The sequence below is a fragment of the Pseudomonas asplenii genome, assembly GCF_001293465.1.
In the GTDB taxonomy this organism is placed as follows: Bacteria; Pseudomonadota; Gammaproteobacteria; order Pseudomonadales; family Pseudomonadaceae; genus Aquipseudomonas; species Aquipseudomonas fuscovaginae_B.
In genome coordinates this window covers 39,367-59,876 of the sequence record NZ_JSYZ01000018.1, presented here as the reverse complement: position 1 = coordinate 59,876, position 20,510 = coordinate 39,367, and the positions used below count along the sequence as shown (strand labels likewise).

Sequence of the window (20,510 nt, the reverse complement as noted above, 5' to 3'; positions counted from 1 at the left end):
CGCTTCAGATCGCCGCGGGATCGGGTTTGTCGACCTCGATTCCGTAGCGGCTGATAGCCTGCGCCACGCTGCTGCGCGGAACCTGCCCGTCATCGGCCAGGGCCTTGAGCGCAGCGAGAACGATGAAGTGGCGATCCACCTCGAAGAACTGCCGCAGGGCCTCGCGGGTATCCGACTGGCCGAAACCGTCGGTGCCCAGGGCGACGAAACGCCGGTCGTTGACGAACGGGCGAATCTGGTCGGCGAAGATCTTCATGTAGTCCGTCGCCACCACCAGCGGTCCCTCGTGCCCGCCCAGGCAGCTTTCCACGTAGCTGCTGCGCGGTTCCTCCTGCGGGTGCAGCAGGTTCCAGCGTTCCACCGCATGCCCTTCGCGTCGTAGCTCGGTCAGGCTGGTGGCGCTCCATACATCGCAGGTCACGCCGAAATCGCTGCGCAGCAACTGGGCCGCGGCGAGCACTTCGCGCAGGATCGAACCGCTGCCCATCAACTGCACGCGGGGCTGCCCGTCGACCGGTTCGGCGCCACGTTCGAGCAGGTAGAGCCCCTTGAGAATGCCGTCCTCGATGCCCTCGGGCATCGCCGGGTGCGGGTAGTTCTCGTTGAGCAGGGTGATGTAGTAGTAGATATCTTCCTGCTCGACGTACATGCGCCGCATGCCTTCGCGGATGATCACCGCCAGCTCGAAGGCGAAGGTCGGGTCATAGGAGACGCAGCAGGGGATCGTCGCGGACAGCACGTGGCTGTGGCCGTCGTCGTGCTGCAGGCCTTCGCCCATCAGCGTGGTGCGGCCCGAGGTGGCGCCGAGCAGGAAACCGCGCGCCCGGGCATCACCGGCGGCCCAGGCCAGGTCACCGACCCGCTGGAAACCGAACATCGAGTAGTAGATGTAGAACGGCACGGTCATCAGGCCGTGGTTGCTGTAGGACGTGCTGGCGGCGATCCACGAGGAAATGCCGCCGGACTCGTTGAGGCCTTCCTGGAGAATCTGGCCGTCGCGACTTTCCTTGTAATAGCTCAACTGCCCGGCATCCTGCGGGGTGTAGAGCTGGCCTACGGCCGAGTGGATGCCGATCTGGCGGAACAGGCTTTCCATGCCGAAGGTGCGTGACTCGTCCGGCACGATCGGTACCACCAGCCTGCCGATCTGCCGGTCCTTGAGCAGGGTGCCGAGGATGCGCACGAAGGCCATGGTGGTGGAGATCGCGCGTTCGCCGGTGCCTTTCAACTGCGCCTCGAAACTGTCCAGCGGCGGAATCGGCAGGCTTTCGCACCGCGAACTGCGGGCCGGCAGGTAACCGCCGAGCTGCTGCCGGCGGGCGGCGAAGTAGCGGGCTTCCTCGCTGTCGACCGGCGGCTTGAGGTAGGGGATTTCCTCGGCCAGTTGTTCGTCCGAGACCTCCAGGCCAAAGCGGTCGCGAAAGGCCTTGACCGCGTCCAGGTCCATTTTCTTCAACTGATGGTTGATGTTCTGGCCTTCACCGGCTTCACCCATGCCGAAGCCCTTGACCGTCTTGGCGAGGATCACCGTCGGCTGGCCGCTGTGGCGCATCGCGGCGGCGTAGGCGTTGTAGACTTTCTCCGGGTCGTGGCCGCCACGGGAGAGTTTCCAGATCTCGTCGTCGCTCAGGTCGGCCACCAGTTCCAGCAGTGCCGGGTACTTGCCGAAGAAGTGTTCGCGCACATAGGCGCCGTCCTGCGACTTGTAGTTCTGGTACTCGCCGTCCACGCATTCCATCATGCGCTGGCGCAGCAGGCCGCTGCGGTCCTTCTCCAGCAGTGCATCCCAGCCGCTGCCCCAGATCACCTTGATCACGTTCCAGCCGGCGGCGCGGTACAGGCTTTCGAATTCCTGGATCACCTTGGCGTTGCCGCGTACCGGGCCGTCCAGGCGCTGCAGGTTGCAGTTGACGACGAAAATCAGGTTGTCGAGCTTTTCCCGCCCGGCCAGGGAGATCGCCGCCAGGGATTCCGGCTGGTCCATCTCGCCATCGCCGAGGAAGGCCCAGACCTTGCGCCCCTGGTGCGGCTTGAGGTCGCGATATTCCAGGTAGCGCATGAAACGCGCCTGGTAGGCCGCAGTGATCGGGCCGAGGCCCATGGACACGGTGGGGAACTGCCAGAAGTCCGGCATCAGCCGCGGGTGCGGATAGCTCGACAGGCCGTCGCCACCGACTTCGCGGCGGAAGTTGTCGAGCTGGGCTTCGCTGATCCGGCCTTCGAGGTAGGCACGGCCATAGATGCCTGGCGAAGAGTGGCCCTGGATATAGATCAGGTCGCCGTCGAAGCTGTCGGTGCGGCCACGGAAGAAGTGATCGAAGCCGACGTCGTATAGCACCGCCGCCGAAGCGTAGGTGGCGATATGGCCGCCTACGCCCGAATGCTTGCCGGCGCGCAGCACCATGGCCATCGCGTTCCAGCGGATGTAGGCATTCAGCCGGCGCTCGATGGCCAGGTTGCCGGGGTAGGGTTTCTGCCGCTCGGGGCTGATGGTGTTGACGTAGGGGGTGGTGACCCGGCCGTGGAAGTCGCCATGACGGGCGACATCGAAATCCAGCAACTGGTCGATCAGGTAGTGCGCGCGAGGGCGACCCTCGGTGGACAGGACGGACTCGATCGATTCGAGCCACTCGCGGGTTTCCTGTGGGTCGTCGTCGAGAATCAGGGCGTTGGGGTGAGTCATGCCGGGCTCCTGGAGGCTGCCGATGGGCAGCGTGATGGCGGCGCGCAGGTGACGCTCGAACCGGGTGGGTGGTGTCGCGCTGTCGCCGTAAATGATTGCAATTGCAACTACATGTCCGAATTTATCCCGCCATGCGCTACCATTGCAACCTTCCTGATCTCCCCGGAGGGTATTCATGGCTTCCAACGAGCCCGATGTATGGTTTCGCTTTGTCCGGGCTCACCGCACGGTCATCCGTGAGATAGAGCGGCGCCTGGCCGAGGCCGGGCTGCCGCCCTATGCCTGGTACGACGCCCTGTGGGGGCTGGAGAGCGGCCCGGATGGCAGCCGGCGGATGCATGAGCTGGCGGATGTCATGGCCATCGAGCGCTACAACCTCACGCGGCTGGTCGACCGGCTGGAGAAGGATGGCCTGGTGCAGCGCTCGCGTTCCGAGGGCGATGGGCGTGGGGCCCTGGCATCGATTACCGAGTCGGGGCGGGTGCTGCGCAAACGCATGTGGGCGATCTACGAGGAGGCAGTGGCCGAGTTGTTTCTGTCGCAACTCGACGATGGTCAGCGCCGTGGCTTTGCCGATGCGCTGGAGCGTACCGCCGAGCTGGCGCGCAGTGCCGGTAGCGCGTCGCGCAAGCGCGGCAAGGCCTGAGCATCGGCTTGCTGGCGATAGCGGCTCCCACAGTCAACCCAACCCATAACGCCCATGCGCCTGCCTGACGATCTGCGCCGTCACCTGGTGCTCATCCGCCAGCGCCCCGAGGGCCAGGGCGGTGATCCAGTATCGATCCGGCGCCCCCGGCCCGACCGATCCCGCGCCGAGCCCAACGAAGCGCACGCCGATAGGCCCGGCCAACGGCGCAACCACGGTCTGCGGATAACCGGTCACCGCAATCACCGGAGCCTTGCTGTCTCCCAGGCAGTCCGCCAGGTGCGAGCGCCGCTTCCGGGCGCTCGGGTGCAGGCGGTTCCAGCGCTCGGCACGACTGGCATCGCGAGCCAGGCGGGTATAGCTGGGGCAACTCCAGACCTGTGCCGTCACGCCCCAGTCCTGCTCCAGCAGGCGGGCGGCCGCCAACACTTCTTCAAGTGCGCGACCCGCGCCAAGCAGGCGGATCTGCGCAGAATGCCGTTCGCCCAGGCAATACATGCCGTTGAACGCATCCCGTGCCTGCTCTGGTGTCAGCGCCGACCCCTGTTCGCGATCATGCAATGCCAGGTAGTAGAAACCCGGATCCCCCTCGACATACAGCCGTTGCAGGGCGCCGAGCACGATCGCCCTGGCCTCGGCCGCAGACGCCGGATCGAACGGCTGGCAGCGCGGATTGCCCGCCAGCCACAACGCCAGCGAAGGCTGCGCGCCCTTGGGCCAGCGCGAGGGCAGGGTCTCGATATCGTTGCAGAAGATGCCGCGCTGCCGGGTTTCCTCGGTCACCGCGCAGAGCCCGGCGGAATGCTCCACACTGAGCAGGTACAGCAGGGGCCTTTCAGCGTGCTGGCGGGAAAAGCGGATCGACCAGGCGCTGATCCGGGACGACGGTGTCGCCGCGGGGTGTCGGTGGTTGCGGATCACCCAGGCCCGCTGCGGTACGGCGAGGTCATGCTCCAGCCGGTCGGCGATCTCCAGCACGCTGGACAGCGGTGAGCCGCCGACCTGGGGCAGGGTCTGCAATGCCTCGATACAGGCACGGGCGGTCTCGGTGGTGCTGGGTAGTGCATTCATGTTCGGGGCTGCCTGGAGGAGGGCCTTCTACCCTAAGGCAGTTGTGCATTTGATTGCAAATGCAATCAAGTGTGTCATGAATGAAAAATGACTGGAAAAAAACCTGACCCATCTGCTAGTTTTTTCAGGGAGGAGTTCGTCTGGTAAGGGAGCGCTTCATTTTTTCTTCATACGGGCAACTTATGCTGGCCCGGCGGGTCGGTAATACAAGCGCTTTTACCTGCGAATACAAGGAGCTTCACAATGGATGACTATCAAGAAGAACTGCTGGAATTCCACGCTTTCGAGATGGACCCTGTCGAACCGGCAGACGACGCTACCGAGCTGTAAACGGTGGCGTTTTTTTTGCTCAGGCGGAATGTCGCTGGCTGCGGCGGAACTCGCCGGGCGTCTGGCCGTTCCAGCGCTTGAAGGCACGCTGAAAGGCTTCGGCCGAGGCAAAGCCGAGCAGGTAGGCGATTTCGCCAAAGGCCAGTTCCGTATCGCGGATGTAGGTCATCGCCAGGTCGCGGCGGGTATCGTTGAGAATCGCGCGAAATTGCGTGCCTTCCTCGGCCAGCTTGCGCCGCAAGGTCCAGGTCGGCAGCTTCAGGCGTGCCGCCACTTCTTCCAGGTCGGGTTCCCGGCCACCATTGAGCAACGGCCCCAGCAACCGGGCGATGCGTTCACGCAGGCTGCGGGTGCGGGTCAATTGCTCCAGTTCCCGTTCGCACAGTTGCAGCAGCTGTCGCCAGGTGCTCGGGCAATGTTCCGGATTGCGCAGGCCGAGGCTGGCCTGGTCCAGGCGTAGCTGGTTGATGTCGGCGCCGAACTGCAGCGGGCACTCGCCGAGCAGGTGGTACTCGGCGGCGTAGTCGGGGGCGCCGAATTCAATGTCGATCCGTGCGGCCCGCAAGGGCTGGCCGGCGACGCTGGACAGCTGTTTCAGCCAGCCGGCGATGATCGAGTCGACCACGAAGCGGTTATAGGCGTTGTACGGGCTGATGGAATAGAAACGCAGCCAGGCACCCTCGGCATCCTCGTGGAAACTCGACTGGCCGCGGTAGTTGGAACCGTAGAGTGGTTCGAAACGGGTGAGGGTGCGGGCCGCCTCGCGCACGGTCGGCGCCTGGGCCGCGGTGATGCCGGCCAGGCCGGCCTGGCTCAGGCGGCTCAGGCGACCCATGTGCAGGCCCAGTGCCGGGTTGCCGGTGAGCTGGATGGCGGCGTGACCCAGACGCATGTAGCGCGGGATCGACAGCCGGGCACCGGGCTCGGCCAGGCGGGCCGGGTCCAGGCCATATTGTTCCAGCAACTCGCCGGGGTCGCGACCCAGCTCGCGCACCGCGTCGGCGAGGCTGTGGACGAAGCCCACCGACAGGTCGCCGAGGCGCATGGCGACCGGCTTCATGGCAACCACAGGTTGATCAGGCGGGCGCCGCGACCGGCAGCGTCGTCCTGGGTGAAGGTCTGTCCGTTATAGCTGATGAAACTCTGCCCCGAGCTGCGCTGGTCCCAGAGCTGCCCACGCAGGAACACACTGATGCCGGCGATGGACTGGCTGGCCGCGGGCCGACCGATCAGGGTCAGGCGGTGCCAGGCCTCGCCCTCGCTGAGTTCACCGGGGCGCAGGCTGATCTCGGGCGGGGTGACGGCACTTCTGAAACCACGCCAGGGCCGGTCCCAGCTACCCTTGCCGGCGACATAGGCCGGTACCGCGATCAGCTTGACCCCCAGGGCGTCGAGCTGGCTGTAGGCGTTCGGGTACCAGCTGTCGCTGCCGATGAGAATGCCCAGGCGGCCGGCCGGGGTGTCGACGACGTTCATCCCCTGGTCGGCGGCGCCCAGCACGTAGCCGCGCTGTTCGAAGGTCGGGTACAGCTGGCGTTGTGGCTGGCCGAGGGGCAGGCCATCGGCGCCGAAGGTCAGGCTGGCGTTGTACAGCGAGCCGCGACCGAATTTCAGCGTGCCCTGCTCGACGAACGGAGTGGGCAGCAGGATGGTGCCGGCCACCAGGGTCACCCCGAATTCCTTCGCCAGGCCGCCGAACAGCGCCTGGTAGTCGCTGGCCATGGCCTTGGCCTTCATGCGCAGCCGGGCATCGTCCGGGCGGCTGCGGCCCTTGGCCTTGAACAGCGTGCCAGTGAATTTTAGCGGGTTGCTGACCATCAGCCAGTTCATGGCTTCCTGCTGGTCGAGGGCCTGGAACAGGTCGTCCTTTTCTCCACGCAGCACCAGCCAGGTACCGACATGCTCGGGCAATACCACCACGGTCCTGGCGTTGAGCAGGCCCAGGCTGCGCGCCTGTTGCAGGTAGGCGGCGAGCTTGCGGTGCAGGCGAGGCAGGCTCTGGTAGTCGCTGGGGAACAGTTCCGGCTGGATGCCCAGCAGGTTGCCATGCTCGCCGGGCACGCCCTGGTTCAGCGTGAGCCGGATACGCAGGTCGGACAGGTAGTGGCCGCTGCTGCGTTGCCTGGTCCAGAGGCCGTAGCTGGTCAGTGCGGCGATCAGGGCCACGAGAAGGGTACCGACGAAAAATTTGCGCATGGGGTAAAGCTGGCGGCCGTGGGCGGAATTCATCGACTAGGGTAGGGCTGATGGCGGCAGTTGCCAAGCAGGACTGCGCATTTGGATCAATAACTTGTCAGTTTCGATCATTGAGCCGCCCTCGGCGGCTCTTTAATGTGCCAGTCATACATCAGACGGGAGCCGCAGAGCCCCCGCATTCCGTGATCTAGCCTGTCCTGGAGTTTGCCATGACCGCCACTTCGTACCCGCACCTGCTGGCCCCGCTCGACCTGGGTTTCACCACCCTGCGCAACCGCACCCTGATGGGTTCCATGCACACCGGCCTTGAGGAAAAACCCGGTGGTTTCGAGCGCATGGCGGCCTATTTCGCCGAACGCGCCCGTGGCGGTGTCGGCCTGATGGTCACCGGCGGCATCGCGCCGAACGAGGAGGGTGGGGTCTACTCCGGGGCGGCCCGGCTGACCACCCGCGAGGAGGCGGAGCAGCACCGCATCGTCACCCGCGCGGTGCACGAGGCGGGCGGCAAGATCTGCATGCAGATCCTTCACGCCGGGCGTTATGCCTACAGCCCGAAACAGGTGGCGCCGAGCGCGATCCAGGCACCGATCAACCCGTTCAAGCCCAGGGAACTGGATGAGGCGGGCATCGAGAAGCAGATTGCCGATTTCGTCACCTGCTCGAGCCTGGCCCAGTCCGCCGGTTACGACGGCGTCGAGATCATGGGGTCGGAAGGCTACTTCATCAACCAGTTCCTGGCGGCCCATACCAACCACCGCACCGACCGCTGGGGCGGCAGCTACGAGAACCGCATGCGCCTGCCGGTGGAAATCGTGCGGCGGGTGCGCGAGGCGGTCGGTACCGATTTCATCATCATCTTCCGCCTGTCGATGCTCGACCTGGTGGAAGGCGGCAGCACCTGGGACGAGATCGTGCAACTGGCCAAGGCCATCGAAGGTGCCGGTGCGACGCTCATCAATACCGGGATCGGCTGGCACGAGGCGCGGATCCCGACCATTGCCACCAAGGTCCCGCGTGCCGCGTTCACCAAGGTCACGGCCAAGCTGCGCGGCTCGGTGTCGATCCCGCTGATCACCACCAACCGCATCAATACCCCGGAAGTCGCCGAGCAGGTGCTGGCCGAGGGCGATGCCGACATGGTGTCGATGGCCCGGCCATTTCTGGCCGACCCGGACTTCGTCAACAAGGCCGCCGCCGGGCGTGCCGACGAGATCAACACCTGCATCGGCTGCAACCAGGCCTGCCTGGACCACACCTTTGGCGGCAAACTGACCTCGTGCCTGGTCAATCCGCGGGCCTGCCATGAGACCGAGCTGAACTACCTGCCGGTCAGGCAGATCAAGAAGATCGCCGTGGTCGGCGCCGGCCCGGCCGGCCTGGCGGCGGCCACCGTGGCGGCCGAACGTGGGCACCAGGTGACGCTGTTCGATGCGGCCGGCGAAATCGGCGGCCAGTTCAACGTCGCCAAGCGCGTGCCCGGCAAGGAGGAATTCTACGAAACCCTGCGCTACTTCAAGCGCAAGCTGCAGACCACCCATGTCGAACTGTGCCTGGACACCCGCGTGGACGTCGCGCAACTGGTGGCCGGCGGTTATGACGAGATCATCCTCGCGACCGGCATCAGCCCGCGGGTGCCGGCCATTCCGGGCGTCGAGCATGCCAAGGTGCTGAGCTACCTGGACGTGCTGCTCGGGCGCAAGCCGGTGGGCGACAAGGTGGCGGTGATCGGTGCCGGTGGCATCGGCTTCGACGTCTCGGAGTTCCTCGTGCACCAGGGCGTTGCCACCAGCCAGGATCGCCAGGCGTTCTGGCACGAGTGGGGGATCGACACCGGGCTCGAGGCACGGGGCGGCATCGCCGGGATCAAGCCCGAGGTCCATGCGCCGGCGCGCCAGGTGTTCCTGTTGCAGCGCAAGGCTTCCAAGGTCGGTGATGGCCTGGGCAAGACCACCGGCTGGATTCATCGCACCGGGCTGAAGAACAAGCGGGTGCAGATGCTCAACAGCGTCGAGTACCTGAAGATCGATGACGAAGGCCTGCATATCCGTATCGGCGAGGGCGAGCCGCAGGTGCTGCCGGTGGACAACGTGGTCATCTGTGCCGGTCAGGACCCGCTGCGCGAGCTGCAGGAAGGCCTGGTGGCAGCAGGGCAGAACGTGCATCTGGTCGGTGGTGCGGATGTTGCGGCCGAGCTGGATGCCAAGCGGGCGATCAACCAGGGTTCGCGCCTGGCCGCCGAACTCTGATCCCGGCCGTGTCCCGCAGTTGACTTCAGAGGGGGGGGACAGTTTGATAGACTGGGCGCCGTTTTCCAGGTTGCGGTCCCCCGATGTTGCCTCCGCCCGACTGGCGTCCCCACGCGCCACTTGAACCCCTTCACCTCGACTGGCTCGCCCGGGCCGGCGTCGAGGTGGCGGTCCTGCGCCTGGACCTGATCGATCCCCTGATCAGCGGCAACAAGTGGTTCAAGCTCACCGAGCACATTGCCGCCGCCCGCCAGGTCAATGCCACAGGCCTGATCAGCCTGGGGGGCGCCCACTCCAACCACCTGCACGCCCTGGCCGCCGCCGGCAAGCGCTTGGGCTTTGCCACCGTCGGGCTGCTGCGTGGTCATCCAGTCGAAACCCCGACGGTGCTCGATCTCCAGGTCTTTGGCATGGAGTTGCACTGGCTCGGCTACGAGGGTTATCGCAAGCGCCATGCGCCGGACTTCTGGACGACCTGGCGCAGCCGTTACCCGCACCTGCATGGGGTGCCCGAGGGCGGCGGCGGACTGGCGGGCGCGCGCGGTTGCACGGTGCTGCCCGCCATGGTCGAGGCACAACTGCCAAGGCTCGGCTGGGATGACTTCCACGGCTGGTGGCTGGCGGCCGGAACCGGCACCACCGCCGCCGGACTGGTGCTGGCCGAGGCGGGCCGGCGAGGGGTCCATGCCGCACTGGCGGTACCGGCAGACCACGGTGTCGCGCCCTCGATGACGAAGATCCTCGACGAGGCCGGTGTGACGGACAGCGGCTACGAACTGGTCGATGCCTGCCGTGGCGGTTTCGCCAGGGTCGATCCGCACCTGCAGGCCTTTGTCGCCGAGAGCGAGCGACAAGGCGGCGTGCCGCTGGAGTGCCTGTATACAGGCAAGGCCCTGCTGGCCTTGCGGGAACAGGTGGAGGCCGCACGCTTCGCTGCGGGTACGCGATTGGTCTTCGTACATACCGGTGGCCTGCAGGGCCGCCGGAGTCTGATCCTGTAGCGGCACGCCCTCCACGGGCCCTGCGAACCCGCAGGCGCCTGGCTTGCCAGCCTTCTGGCGATCCAAGGGCCCCTTCGCCGGCAATCCGGGCTCCCACAGGTGCGTGTGGGCCATGAATTTGGTGTGGAGCCGTTCAGGGCGGGCCATGCAGGGCCCACTTTCGGCCGCCGGCGCGGTACCTCAGGATGGGCGGCCGGGGATGATCCGCACCAGGGTGTTATCGCGCACCACATAGTGGTGATAGAGCCCGGCCAGGGCGTGCAAACCGATCAACCAGTAGCCCAGGGTGCCGGCCAGTTCGTGCCAGCCCTTGATTTCCTTGGCCAGCGGGCGGTTTTCGGCGATCAGGGTCGGCAGGTCGATGCCATAGAACATCACCTGGTGACCCAGGCCGCTGACCACCAGCCAGCCGAGCAGCGGCGTGGCGATCATGAACAGGTACAGCGCGATGTGCATCAGCTTCGACAGCAGCCTCTGCCAGGTCGGCGGGTTCGGTACGATCTTCGGCGCCACGCCGATGGCCCGGGCCACCAGCCGCAGCCAGACCAGGGCGAACACGGTCAGCCCGAGCATGTAGTGGAATTCGACGATCAGCGCCCGGCCACCACTGCCTTTGGGAAACTGGCCGCGAAACTCGATGCAGCCATAGACAATGACCAGTAGCACCAGCATCAACCAGTGCAGGGCGATCGACATGCTGCTGTAGCGGCTGTCGGTGTTCTTCCAGGGCATGGATTGTTCCTCACTCATCAGGGCGTGACGCTCCGTTCTTGAGCGGCGGAGTCGTTCCTACACTCTAATACGCTTTCGTGCCCTTTGCCTGAGGCAGATTGGCAGGGGCGTTGCGAAGTTTCGTGAATGAAAATGACTTTTTCCCTGCGGCTCCCTTCACGGGCTTGCCCGTGAAGAGGCGATGGTGTTTTATCGCCTGCCTGCGGAATTATCTCCCCGGTCCGGCACTCTGTTTGCTGAACCGTCCTCCACGAATCTCCCGCCGAACCCACGGACCCTGTTTTCATGCTGATAGCCGTACTGATTTTCCTGCTGACCATTACCCTGGTGATCTGGCAGCCCAAGGGGCTCGGCGTGGGCTGGAGCGCCATGCTCGGTGCGCTGCTGGCCCTGCTCAGTGGAGTGGTCCAACTCAGCGATATCCCGCTGGTCTGGCAAATCATCTGGAATGCCACCGCGACCTTCATCGCCCTGATCATCATCAGCCTGCTGCTCGACGAGGCCGGCTTTTTCGCCTGGGCGGCGCTGCATGTCGCCCGCTGGGGGCAGGGCAGCGGACGCCGCCTGTTCGCCGCCTTCGTCCTGCTGGGGGCGCTGGTCTCGGCGTTGTTCGCCAACGATGGCGCGGCGTTGATCCTCACCCCGATCGTCATCGCCATGCTGCTGGCGTTGCGTTTCTCCAAGGCGGCGACCCTGGCCTTCGTCATGGCCGCCGGCTTCATCGCCGACACCGCCAGCCTGCCGCTGGTGGTGTCGAACCTGGTGAATATCGTTTCGGCGGACTATTTCCACATCGGTTTCAACGCCTATGCGGCGGTCATGGTGCCGGTGAACCTGGTCAGCGTGGCGGCGACGCTGCTGGTGCTGATGGTGTTTTTCCGCCGTGACATTCCGGCGCGATACGACCCCGAGCAACTGGAGGCTCCGACCAGCGCGATCCACGATCGGGCAACCTTCATTGCCGGTTGGTGGGTGCTGGGTATCCTGCTGGTCGGCTGTTTCGCCCTCGAGCCGCTGGGCATTCCCATCAGCGCCATTTCGGCGGTCTGCGCCGCGCTGCTGCTGGGGATCGCCGCCCGTGGCCACCGGATCTCCACGCGCAAGGTGTTGCGCGAGGCTCCGTGGCAGATCGTGATTTTCTCCCTGGGCATGTACCTGGTGGTGTATGGCCTGCGCAATGCCGGGTTGACCGGCTATCTCGCCGGCTGGCTCGACCGTTTCGCCGAGCACGGGGTCTGGGGCGCGGCCATGGGGACCGGGCTGCTGACCGCGTTTCTGTCGTCGATCATGAACAACCTGCCGACCGTGCTGATCGGCGCGCTGTCCATCGACGCCAGCCATGCCGGCGGGGTGGTCAAGGATGCGATGATCTATGCCAACGTCATCGGCAGCGACCTGGGGCCGAAGATCACCCCGATCGGCAGCCTGGCGACCCTGCTCTGGCTGCATGTGCTGGAGCGCAAGGATATTCGCATCGGCTGGGGGTACTACTTCAGGGTCGGGATCGTGCTGACCTTGCCGGTGCTGCTGGTGACCCTGGCGGCGCTGGCCCTGCGCTTGTCCGTGTAGATCGCCGCGAGGGCCCTCAAACCGACCCCGGCACGTTCGGCCACAGATCGGCCACCAGGAACAGCCGCTCGGCTTCCTCCCAGTCCCCCGCGCCATTGCGGGTCAGGCGTACCAGCAGTTGCGCCGGCGCCTGGGGGGCGAGTTGGTCCAGCCAGTCATCCAGCCGCTCTTCGGTCCAGGCCTGCTCCTCGCCGTAGTGCGCCGGAGCCAGCCAGGCGTGGCGCGGCAGCGGCTGCCAGCGCCCTGGCGGGCTCTGCACGCGAAAGTCCGCCCAGTCGCGCTGATGCAGCCAGCGCCCGTGCAGATGCTGTGGGTGCACCCCGCGCGGCGGACACGAATTGCCGGGCCACGGATACAGCAGATAACCGCCGAGCCACAGCTGTGCACTGAAGTGCCCGACTCCCAGCGCCGCCAGCGCTTCGCGGCTTTCCGGGCGGGCGGAGATCGGCAACTGGTGCTCGCTCAGGTGCGCCAGCTTGCGGTCCAGGCGGTCATGGCAGCCGGGGCCGAGCCAGCGCTCCGGCGCTTCGCCACGACCTTGTTGCGGCCCCAGGTAGAGCTTGATCGCCAGCTCCAGATGATGCACGCCGTCGCGGTCGCGCAGCAGCAGGTCGAGTTCGCCCAGGGTATGGCCTTCGCGGCGGATCGGCAGGTTGGCACCGATCAGTTCGATACCCGGCGCGTGGCGCACGGCGAACTGCCAGAGCCGCTCGTAGTACAGCCCCAGTCGCCGGGTGGTGGCCTGGGCCAGCCAGTGCTGCAGCCCGGCACTGTCGCGATCCAGTTCGCGCAGCCAGTGTTCCAGCTGTGCGGGCGACTGCACCCAGTCGCTGCCGGCCAGCGGGTGGCGCTGGGGCCAGGGCGTGTCGAGGAGCATCGGCGGCGCCAGGATGACCCAGGCCAGGTCGCGCACTTCGGGGTGGCGCAACTGCCGGGGAAGGTTGAGCAAGCCGGGAAACAGGATCATTCTGCGAGCATAGCCGTTTGCTTCGAGGCTGAAAGGATTTTGTCTCGGACCGGGTTTCGCCCATAATCGTTCTTTTGCCTGCCGCAGAACCTTTTTCAGGAGCCCCATGGAGCAATTTCGCAATATCGGCATCATTGGCCGCCTGGGCAGTTCGCAGGTGCTGGATACCGTTCGCCGTCTCAAGCGTTTCCTGCTCGAGCGGCACATGCATGTGATCCTCGAGGACACCATCGCCGAAGTGCTGCCGGGCCACGGCCTGCAGACGTCTTCCCGGAAGATGCTCGGCGAGGTCTGCGACATGGTCATCGTCGTCGGCGGCGACGGCAGCCTGCTGGGGGCCGCCCGCGCGCTGGCGCGGCACAACGTGCCGGTGCTGGGGATCAACCGCGGCAACCTGGGCTTTCTCACCGATATCCGTCCGGACGACCTCGAGGTCGAGGTGGCCAAGGTCCTCGACGGCCACTATCTGGTGGAGAACCGCTTCCTGCTGCAAGCCGAGGTGCGCCGCCACGCGGAAGCCATCGGCCAGGGCGATGCGCTCAACGATGTGGTGCTGCACCCCGGCAAGTCGACGCGGATGATCGAGTTCGAGCTGTACATCGACGGCCAGTTCGTCTGCAGCCAGAAGGCCGACGGCCTGATCGTCGCCACCCCCACCGGTTCCACCGCCTACGCGCTGTCGGCCGGCGGCCCGATCATGCATCCCAAGCTCGATGCCATTGTGATCGTGCCGATGTACCCCCATACCTTGTCCAGCCGCCCCATCGTGGTGGATGGCAACAGCGAACTGAAAATCGTGGTATCCCGGGACATGCAGATCTACCCACAAGTCTCCTGCGACGGCCAGAACCATTTCACCTGCGCGCCGGGTGATACGGTGACCATCAGCAAGAAGCCGCAGAAACTGCGCCTGATCCACCCGCTGGATCACAACTATTACGAAGTCTGCAGGACCAAGCTCGGCTGGGGCAGCCGGTTGGGTGGTGGAGGCGACTGATGCTCGATCCCGCACGTGGCTACGATCTGATCGGTGATGTGCACGGTTGCGCTCATACTCTCGAACATCTGCTGGACATGCTCGGCTATCACAAGCTGGGCGGTGTCTGGCGGCATGCCTCGCGCATGGCGGTGTTCCTCGGCGATATCATCGACCGCGGCCCGCGCATTCGCGAGGCGTTGCACATCGTCCACGACATGGTCGAGGCCGGGCAGGCGCTGTGCATCATGGGCAACCACGAGTTCAACGCCCTGGGCTGGACCACGCCGGCGCCGCCGGAGAGTGGCAAGCAGTTCGTCCGTGAGCACACGCCGCGCCACGCGCGCCTGCTGCACGAGACCCTGACCCAGTTCGAGGGGCACCCGGCCGACTGGCACGATTTCCTCGGCTGGTTCTATGAGTTGCCGCTGTTTCTCGATGCCGGACGTTTCCGCGTCGTCCATGCCTGCTGGGATGGCGGGCTGATCGAGCCGCTGCGCGCGCAGTATCCGCACGGCCGCATCGATGAGCACTTCGTCCAGGCGTCGGCGGTGTCCGGCAGCTTTGCCTGCACCGTGTTCGATCGCCTGCTGCGCGGCACCGACATGCGCCTGCCGGACGGCCTGACCCTGACCGGTGGCGACGGCCTGACCCGCGCGTTCTTCCGCACCAAATTCTGGGAGGACGATCCGCAGACCTACGGCGACATCGTCTTCCAGCCCGACGCCCTGCCCGAGCAGGTGGCGCGCAAGCCGCTGTCGCCGCGGGAGAAGAGCGCCTTGCTGCGCTACGGCCTGGAGGAACCGATGCTGTTCGTCGGTCACTACTGGCGCAGTGGCCGGCCGATGCCGATCCGTCCCAACCTGGCCTGCCTGGACTACAGCGCGGTGCTCTACGGCAAGCTGGCGGCCTATCGGCTGGACCAGGAAACCCGACTCGACCCGAACAAGTTCGTCTGGGTCGACGTCGAACGCCCCGAGGTTCCGAAATGACCGCCACCGCTGTCCTGCGCCTGCCACTGGGCACCGACCTCAGCGGCTTCGTGCAATTGCTGCAGCGCCTGCAGGTGCCGCATCGGGTCAACGAGGAACGTGGGGAGCAGGTGCTGTGGGTGCCGGAGTCGGTCAGTGCCGATGTGCTGGCGCTTTATCAGCGCTTCCCCGACGGCGATCCGCACAATCAGCTGGAGGTGCCGTCACTGCCCGTGGCGCAGACGCCCGTTCGGCCGAGCCTGGCCCAACAGGTGCGCCACAGCCCGGTCACCGCACTGGTGCTGTTGCTGACCCTGGTGGTCGGCGCGATCACCTGGCTGGGCGACAGCCTGGCGACGCTGCACTGGTTCACCTTTCTGGATTTTCGCGTGAACGGCGAATACATCCAGTTCACCCCCCTGGACGATGGCCTGGCGGCGGGGCAGTGGTGGCGCCTGGTGACGCCGATGCTGCTGCACTTCGGTTTCCTGCACATCGCCATGAACGGTATGTGGTACTGGGAACTGGGCAAGCGCATCGAACTGCGCCAGGGCGGCATCAACCTGCTGGGGTTGACCCTGCTGTTCAGCCTGGTGTCGAACTTCGCCCAATACTACGTCAGTGGCCCGACCCTGTTCGGCGGCCTGTCCGGTGTGCTCTACGGCCTGCTCGGGCATTGCTGGATCTACCAGTGGCTGGCGCCCAACCCGGTCTACCGGCTGCCCCGCGGGGTGCTGGCGATGATGCTGATCTGGTTGCTGGTGTGCCTGTCCGGAGTGATCTCTCTCATCGGTTTCGGCGAGATCGCCAACGGCGCCCACGTCGGTGGACTGCTCATCGGATGTTTCACCGGTCTGTTGGGTGGGCTGTGGTCCCGGCGTAAACTGGCCGCCTGATTCGAATGTCTTGAAAAAGTCTGGAGACTTTCAATGTCCTCTTTCATCGAAATGATTGAAAACATCACCCCCGATATCTACCAGAGCCTGAAACTGGCGGTGGAAATCGGCAAATGGTCCGACGGCCGCAAGCTCACCACCGAACAGCGGGAGCTGTCGTTGCAGGCGATGATCGCCTGGGAGACCCAGAACCTGCCGGAAGAGGAACGCACCGGCTACATGGGCCCGCAGGAGTGCGCGTCGAAGTCGGCGCCGATTCCGAACATCCTGTTCAAGTCGGATGCCATCCATTGATCGAGCTCGGCCGTGGTGCAGTCAGCAAGATGGCGACGCGTCTGGACGCGTCGACCGTGCAATATACATTCCGCCTGGGCGACAGCGAGGTGCCGGTCAATCCGCTGATCGGCCAGAAGCTGCGTCTGGAGTTCCTCGGCGCCATCCACTGCAGCCATTGCGGGCGCAAGACCAAGACCAGCTTCAGCCAGGGCTACTGCTACCCGTGCATGACCCAACTGGCGCAGTGCGACACCTGCATCATGAGCCCGGAACGCTGCCACTACGACGCCGGCACCTGCCGCGAGCCGGCCTGGGGCGAGCAGTTCTGCATGACCGACCACGTGGTCTACCTGGCCAACTCGTCGGGGATCAAGGTCGGCATCACCCGGGCCACCCAGTTGCCGACCCGCTGGCTCGACCAGGGCGCCAGCCAGGCGTTGCCGATCATGCGCGTGGCGACCCGCCAGCAGTCCGGCTTCGTCGAGGACCTGTTTCGCAGTCAGGTGGCCGACAAGACCAACTGGCGCGCCTTGCTCAAGGGCGATGCGCCGGCGGTGGACCTGCGCCTGGTGCGCGACCAGCTCTTCGAGTCCTGCGCCGAGGGCCTGCTGGCCCTGCAGGAGCGTTTCGGCCTGCAGGCGATCCAGCCGGTGCGGGACGTCGAACCACTGGAAATCCGTTACCCGATCGAGGCCTACCCGACCAAGATCGTCAGCTTCAACCTGGACAAGAACCCGATTGCCGAAGGCACGCTGATGGGGATCAAGGGCCAATACCTGATCTTCGACACCGGCGTGATCAATATCCGTAAATACACGGCCTACCAGCTCGCCGTGCATCAGTAAAAGGACGCACCCATGCGCACCGAACAGCCGAAGATGATCTATCTGAAGGACTATCAGGCCCCCGAGTACCTGATCGACGAGACGCACCTGACCTTCGAGTTGTTCGAGGACCATACCCTGGTCCATGCGCAACTGCTGATGCGCCGCAACCCGGTACGCGGGGCGGGCCTGCCGCCGCTGGTGCTTGATGGCCAGTTGCTCGAACTGCTGTCGGTCAGCCTGGACGACCGCGAGCTGGGCGCCGCGGACTACCAGCTGGACGAGAATCACCTGACCCTGCAACCGGCGAATGAGCGTTTCACCGTCGATACCAGCGTGAAGATCCACCCGGAGAGCAACACCGCCCTGGAAGGCCTGTACAAGTCCAGCGGCATGTTCTGCACCCAGTGCGAAGCCGAGGGTTTCCGCAAGATCACCTACTACCTCGATCGCCCGGACGTGATGAGCAAATTCACCACCACGGTGATTGCCGAGCAGCACCAGTACCCGGTGCTGCTGTCCAACGGCAACCCGGTCGGCAGCGGCCCGCAGGAAGACGGACGGCACTGGGCGACCTGGGAAGACCCCTTCATGAAGCCGGCCTACCTGTTCGCGCTGGTGGCCGGTGACCTGTGGTGCGTCGAGGACAGCTTCACCACCATGACCGGGCGCAATGTCGCGCTGCGCATCTATGTCGAACCGGAAAACATCGACAAGTGCCAGCACGCCATGAACAGCCTGAAGAAGTCCATGCGCTGGGACGAGGAGGTCTATGGCCGCGAGTACGACCTGGACATCTTCATGATCGTCGCGGTCAACGACTTCAACATGGGCGCGATGGAGAACAAGGGCCTCAACATCTTCAACTCCAGCGCCGTGCTGGCCCGTGCCGAAACCGCCACCGACGCCGCGCACCAGCGGGTCGAGGCGATCGTCGCCCACGAATACTTCCACAACTGGTCGGGCAACCGCGTGACCTGCCGCGACTGGTTCCAGCTGTCGCTCAAGGAAGGTTTCACCGTGTTCCGCGATGCCGGGTTCTCCTCGGACATGAACTCGCGCACGGTCAAGCGCATCCAGGACGTCGCCTATCTGCGCACCCACCAGTTCGCCGAGGACGCCGGCCCCATGGCCCACGCGGTGCGGCCGGACAGCTTCATCGAAATCTCCAACTTCTACACCCTGACCGTCTACGAGAAGGGCTCGGAAGTGGTCGGCATGATCCACACCCTGCTCGGTGCCGAAGGCTTCCGCAAGGGCAGCGACCTGTACTTCGAGCGCCACGACGGCCAGGCGGTGACCTGCGACGACTTCGTCAAGGCCATGGAGGACGCCAACGGTGTCGACCTGACCCAGTTCAAGCGCTGGTACAGCCAGGCCGGCACCCCGCGCCTGGCGGTCAGCGACAGCTACGATGCGCAGGCGCAGACCTACAGCCTGACCTTCCGCCAGAGCTGCCCGCAGACACCGGACAAGCAGGAAAAACTGCCGTTCGTGATACCCGTGGAGCTGGGCCTGCTGGATGCCCAGGGCGCCGAGATCGCCCTGCAACTGGCGGGCGAGGCGGTGCCGGGGGCCGCCAGTCGCGTGCTCTCGGTGAGCGAAGCCGAGCAGACCTTCACCTTCGTCGGCATTGCCGCCAAGCCGTTGCCGTCGCTGCTGCGCGGCTTCTCGGCCCCGGTCAGGCTGAGCTTCCCCTACGACCGCGATCAGTTGATGTTCCTGATGCAGCACGACAGCGACGGTTTCAACCGCTGGGATGCCGGCCAGCAACTGTCGGTGCAGGTGCTGCAGGACCTGATCGGGCAGCACCGCAAGGGCGAGGAACTGGTGCTCGACCAGCGCCTGGTCGTGGCCCTGCGCAGCGTACTGGCCAACGAACAACTGGACCCGGCGATGGTCGCGGAGATGCTGTCGCTACCGAGCGAAGCCTACCTCACCGAGATCAGCGAAGTGGCCGAGGTCGACTCGATTCACGCGGCCCGCGAATTTGCCCGCCGGCAACTGGCCGAGCAACTGTTCGACGGCCTGTGGCAGCGTTACCAGGCCAACCGCGAGGTATCGAGGAACACCGCCTACATCGCCGAGAACGAGCATTTCGCCCGCCGTGCGCTGCAGAACATCGCGCTGTCCTACCTGATGCTCAGTGGCCAGCCGCAGGTACTGGCCGCGACCCTGGAGCAGTTCGACGCCGCCGACAACATGACCGAACGCCTGACCGCCCTGGCGGTGCTGGTGAATTCGCCGTTCGAGGCGGAGAAAGCCAAGGCCCTGGCGGTGTTCGCCGAGCACTTCAAGGACAACCCGCTGGTCATGGACCAGTGGTTCAGCGTGCAGGCCGGCAGCACGCTGCCCGGTGGCCTGGAGCGGGTCAGGGCACTGATGGAGCACCCGGCGTTCACCCTGCGCAACCCGAACAAGGTGCGTGCGCTGATCGGTGCGTTCGCCGGGCAGAACCTGGTCAACTTCCATGCGGCGGACGGTTCCGGCTATCGCTTCCTGGCGGACATCGTGATCCAGCTCAACGCGCTGAACCCGCAGATCGCCTCGCGCCAGCTGGCGCCGCTGACCCGCTGGCGCAAATACGACAAGGCCCGCCAGGCGTTGATGAAGGCCGAGCTGGAGCGTATCCGTGCTTCGGGCGAGCTGTCGGCGGACGTCTTCGAGGTGGTCAGCAAGAGCCTGGCCTAACCCGTACCGGGTGGGAGCAGGATTTATCCGCGAAGCCTTTAGCGCTCGGAAGGCCCCTTCGCGGATGAATCCTGTTCCCCTGGCCTGTGATCGTTCCCGCGCTCCGCGTGGGAATGCCTCCCCGGACGCTCGGCGTCCGCTCTTGTGACGCACAGCATCACGGCTGTGCTCCCAGGCAGAGCGTGTGAAGCATCATCCGTAGTCCTTGTTCATCATCCCTCCTGATGCCCCGATATTCATGTCCCCCCGCGATACCCCCGGGTTAACAAAAGATAACGTGGCGTCGATTGTCAGACGATTCCAAAGCCCGATAGGATAGTTCCAGCCTTGGAAGGGGCTCTAGATTGCCGGTTTCAGACGATCGGCAGTGCTGAAAACGCCCTCGAAGGCGCCCTGAAGGGTTGGATGACCTAACAATAATAAGGGGGAAAAGGT

16 protein-coding genes are annotated in these 20,510 nt (G+C 65.3%); 10 read left to right on the top strand and 6 right to left on the bottom strand.

Annotation, left to right across the window (positions count from 1 at the left end):
• Positions 1 to 4: 4 nt before the first annotated feature.
• The gene (gene aceE / locus PF66_RS21875; RefSeq protein ID WP_054063817.1) at positions 5 to 2,683 is read right to left on the bottom strand and encodes a pyruvate dehydrogenase (acetyl-transferring), homodimeric type; all 2,679 of its coding nucleotides are present in this window, start codon (positions 2,681 to 2,683) and stop codon (positions 5 to 7) included.
• A 175-nt stretch (positions 2,684 to 2,858) separates the two neighbouring features.
• Between aceE and PF66_RS21870 the strand changes: the two genes are divergently transcribed.
• Positions 2,859 to 3,329 carry a MarR family winged helix-turn-helix transcriptional regulator gene (locus tag PF66_RS21870; protein WP_054061442.1) on the top strand — a complete coding sequence of 157 codons (471 nt, stop codon included), beginning with the start codon at positions 2,859 to 2,861 and terminating at the stop codon, positions 3,327 to 3,329.
• Between the two features lie 33 nt (positions 3,330 to 3,362).
• Here the strand turns inward: PF66_RS21870 and PF66_RS21865 are convergent, their stop codons facing one another.
• The 3 genes from PF66_RS21865 to PF66_RS21855 all read right to left on the bottom strand — a co-directional run bounded on the left by PF66_RS21865 (position 3,363) and on the right by PF66_RS21855 (position 6,926).
• Positions 3,363 to 4,400 (bottom strand): transketolase-like TK C-terminal-containing protein, encoded by a 1,038-nt coding sequence (locus PF66_RS21865; RefSeq protein ID WP_054063816.1) that lies wholly within the window; start codon positions 4,398 to 4,400, stop codon positions 3,363 to 3,365.
• Between the two features lie 349 nt (positions 4,401 to 4,749).
• Complete coding sequence (locus PF66_RS21860) at positions 4,750 to 5,790, bottom strand: AraC family transcriptional regulator (RefSeq protein ID WP_054063815.1); 1,041 nt, start codon at positions 5,788 to 5,790, stop codon at positions 4,750 to 4,752.
• Positions 5,787 to 6,926, bottom strand: a complete 1,140-nt coding sequence (locus PF66_RS21855; protein ID WP_054061328.1) for a nitrilase-related carbon-nitrogen hydrolase — start codon at positions 6,924 to 6,926, stop codon at positions 5,787 to 5,789. Before PF66_RS21855 ends, PF66_RS21860 begins: the two co-directional genes overlap by 4 nt.
• A 209-nt stretch (positions 6,927 to 7,135) precedes the next feature.
• Between PF66_RS21855 and PF66_RS21850 the strand changes: the two genes are divergently transcribed.
• Positions 7,136 to 9,172 (top strand): NADPH-dependent 2,4-dienoyl-CoA reductase, encoded by a 2,037-nt coding sequence (locus tag PF66_RS21850; protein WP_054061327.1) that lies wholly within the window; start codon positions 7,136 to 7,138, stop codon positions 9,170 to 9,172.
• An 83-nt stretch (positions 9,173 to 9,255) separates the two neighbouring features.
• Positions 9,256 to 10,173 carry a 1-aminocyclopropane-1-carboxylate deaminase/D-cysteine desulfhydrase gene (locus tag PF66_RS21845; RefSeq protein ID WP_054063814.1) on the top strand — a complete coding sequence of 306 codons (918 nt, stop codon included), beginning with the start codon at positions 9,256 to 9,258 and terminating at the stop codon, positions 10,171 to 10,173.
• 180 nt (positions 10,174 to 10,353) lie between these two features.
• On the opposite strand, the gene PF66_RS21840 is transcribed toward PF66_RS21845, so the two are convergent.
• Positions 10,354 to 10,905 (bottom strand): cytochrome b, encoded by a 552-nt coding sequence (locus PF66_RS21840; protein ID WP_054061559.1) that lies wholly within the window; start codon positions 10,903 to 10,905, stop codon positions 10,354 to 10,356.
• Between the two features lie 285 nt (positions 10,906 to 11,190).
• Between PF66_RS21840 and PF66_RS21835 the strand changes: the two genes are divergently transcribed.
• On the top strand, positions 11,191 to 12,474 hold the full coding sequence (locus PF66_RS21835; protein WP_054061558.1) for an arsenic transporter: 1,284 nt from the start codon (positions 11,191 to 11,193) through the stop codon (positions 12,472 to 12,474).
• Positions 12,475 to 12,490: 16 nt separating this feature from the next.
• Here the strand turns inward: PF66_RS21835 and PF66_RS21830 are convergent, their stop codons facing one another.
• Entirely contained in the window at positions 12,491 to 13,441 is a 951-nt protein-coding gene (locus PF66_RS21830; RefSeq protein ID WP_054063813.1) for a DUF1853 family protein, read from the bottom strand.
• A gap of 106 nt (positions 13,442 to 13,547) precedes the next feature.
• Between PF66_RS21830 and PF66_RS21825 the strand changes: the two genes are divergently transcribed.
• The 6 genes from PF66_RS21825 to pepN are packed head-to-tail and all read left to right on the top strand — an operon-like array spanning position 13,548 to position 20,075.
• Positions 13,548 to 14,438 (top strand): NAD(+) kinase, encoded by an 891-nt coding sequence (locus PF66_RS21825; protein ID WP_054063812.1) that lies wholly within the window; start codon positions 13,548 to 13,550, stop codon positions 14,436 to 14,438.
• On the top strand, positions 14,435 to 15,409 hold the full coding sequence (locus tag PF66_RS21820) for a metallophosphoesterase (protein WP_192842730.1): 975 nt from the start codon (positions 14,435 to 14,437) through the stop codon (positions 15,407 to 15,409). The genes PF66_RS21825 and PF66_RS21820 overlap by 4 nt, the downstream gene beginning before the upstream one ends.
• On the top strand, positions 15,406 to 16,284 hold the full coding sequence (locus PF66_RS21815) for a rhomboid family intramembrane serine protease (protein ID WP_054059176.1): 879 nt from the start codon (positions 15,406 to 15,408) through the stop codon (positions 16,282 to 16,284). The genes PF66_RS21820 and PF66_RS21815 overlap by 4 nt, the downstream gene beginning before the upstream one ends.
• Before the next feature lie 33 nt (positions 16,285 to 16,317).
• On the top strand, positions 16,318 to 16,578 hold the full coding sequence (locus PF66_RS21810) for a YeaC family protein (RefSeq protein WP_054059175.1): 261 nt from the start codon (positions 16,318 to 16,320) through the stop codon (positions 16,576 to 16,578).
• Positions 16,575 to 17,405: a DUF2797 domain-containing protein gene (locus tag PF66_RS21805; RefSeq protein ID WP_054063811.1), complete on the top strand. Its 831-nt coding sequence runs from the start codon at positions 16,575 to 16,577 to the stop codon at positions 17,403 to 17,405. The genes PF66_RS21810 and PF66_RS21805 overlap by 4 nt, the downstream gene beginning before the upstream one ends.
• A 12-nt stretch (positions 17,406 to 17,417) precedes the next feature.
• Positions 17,418 to 20,075 carry an aminopeptidase N gene (pepN, locus tag PF66_RS21800; RefSeq protein ID WP_054063810.1) on the top strand — a complete coding sequence of 886 codons (2,658 nt, stop codon included), beginning with the start codon at positions 17,418 to 17,420 and terminating at the stop codon, positions 20,073 to 20,075.
• Positions 20,076 to 20,510: the final 435 nt, after the last annotated feature.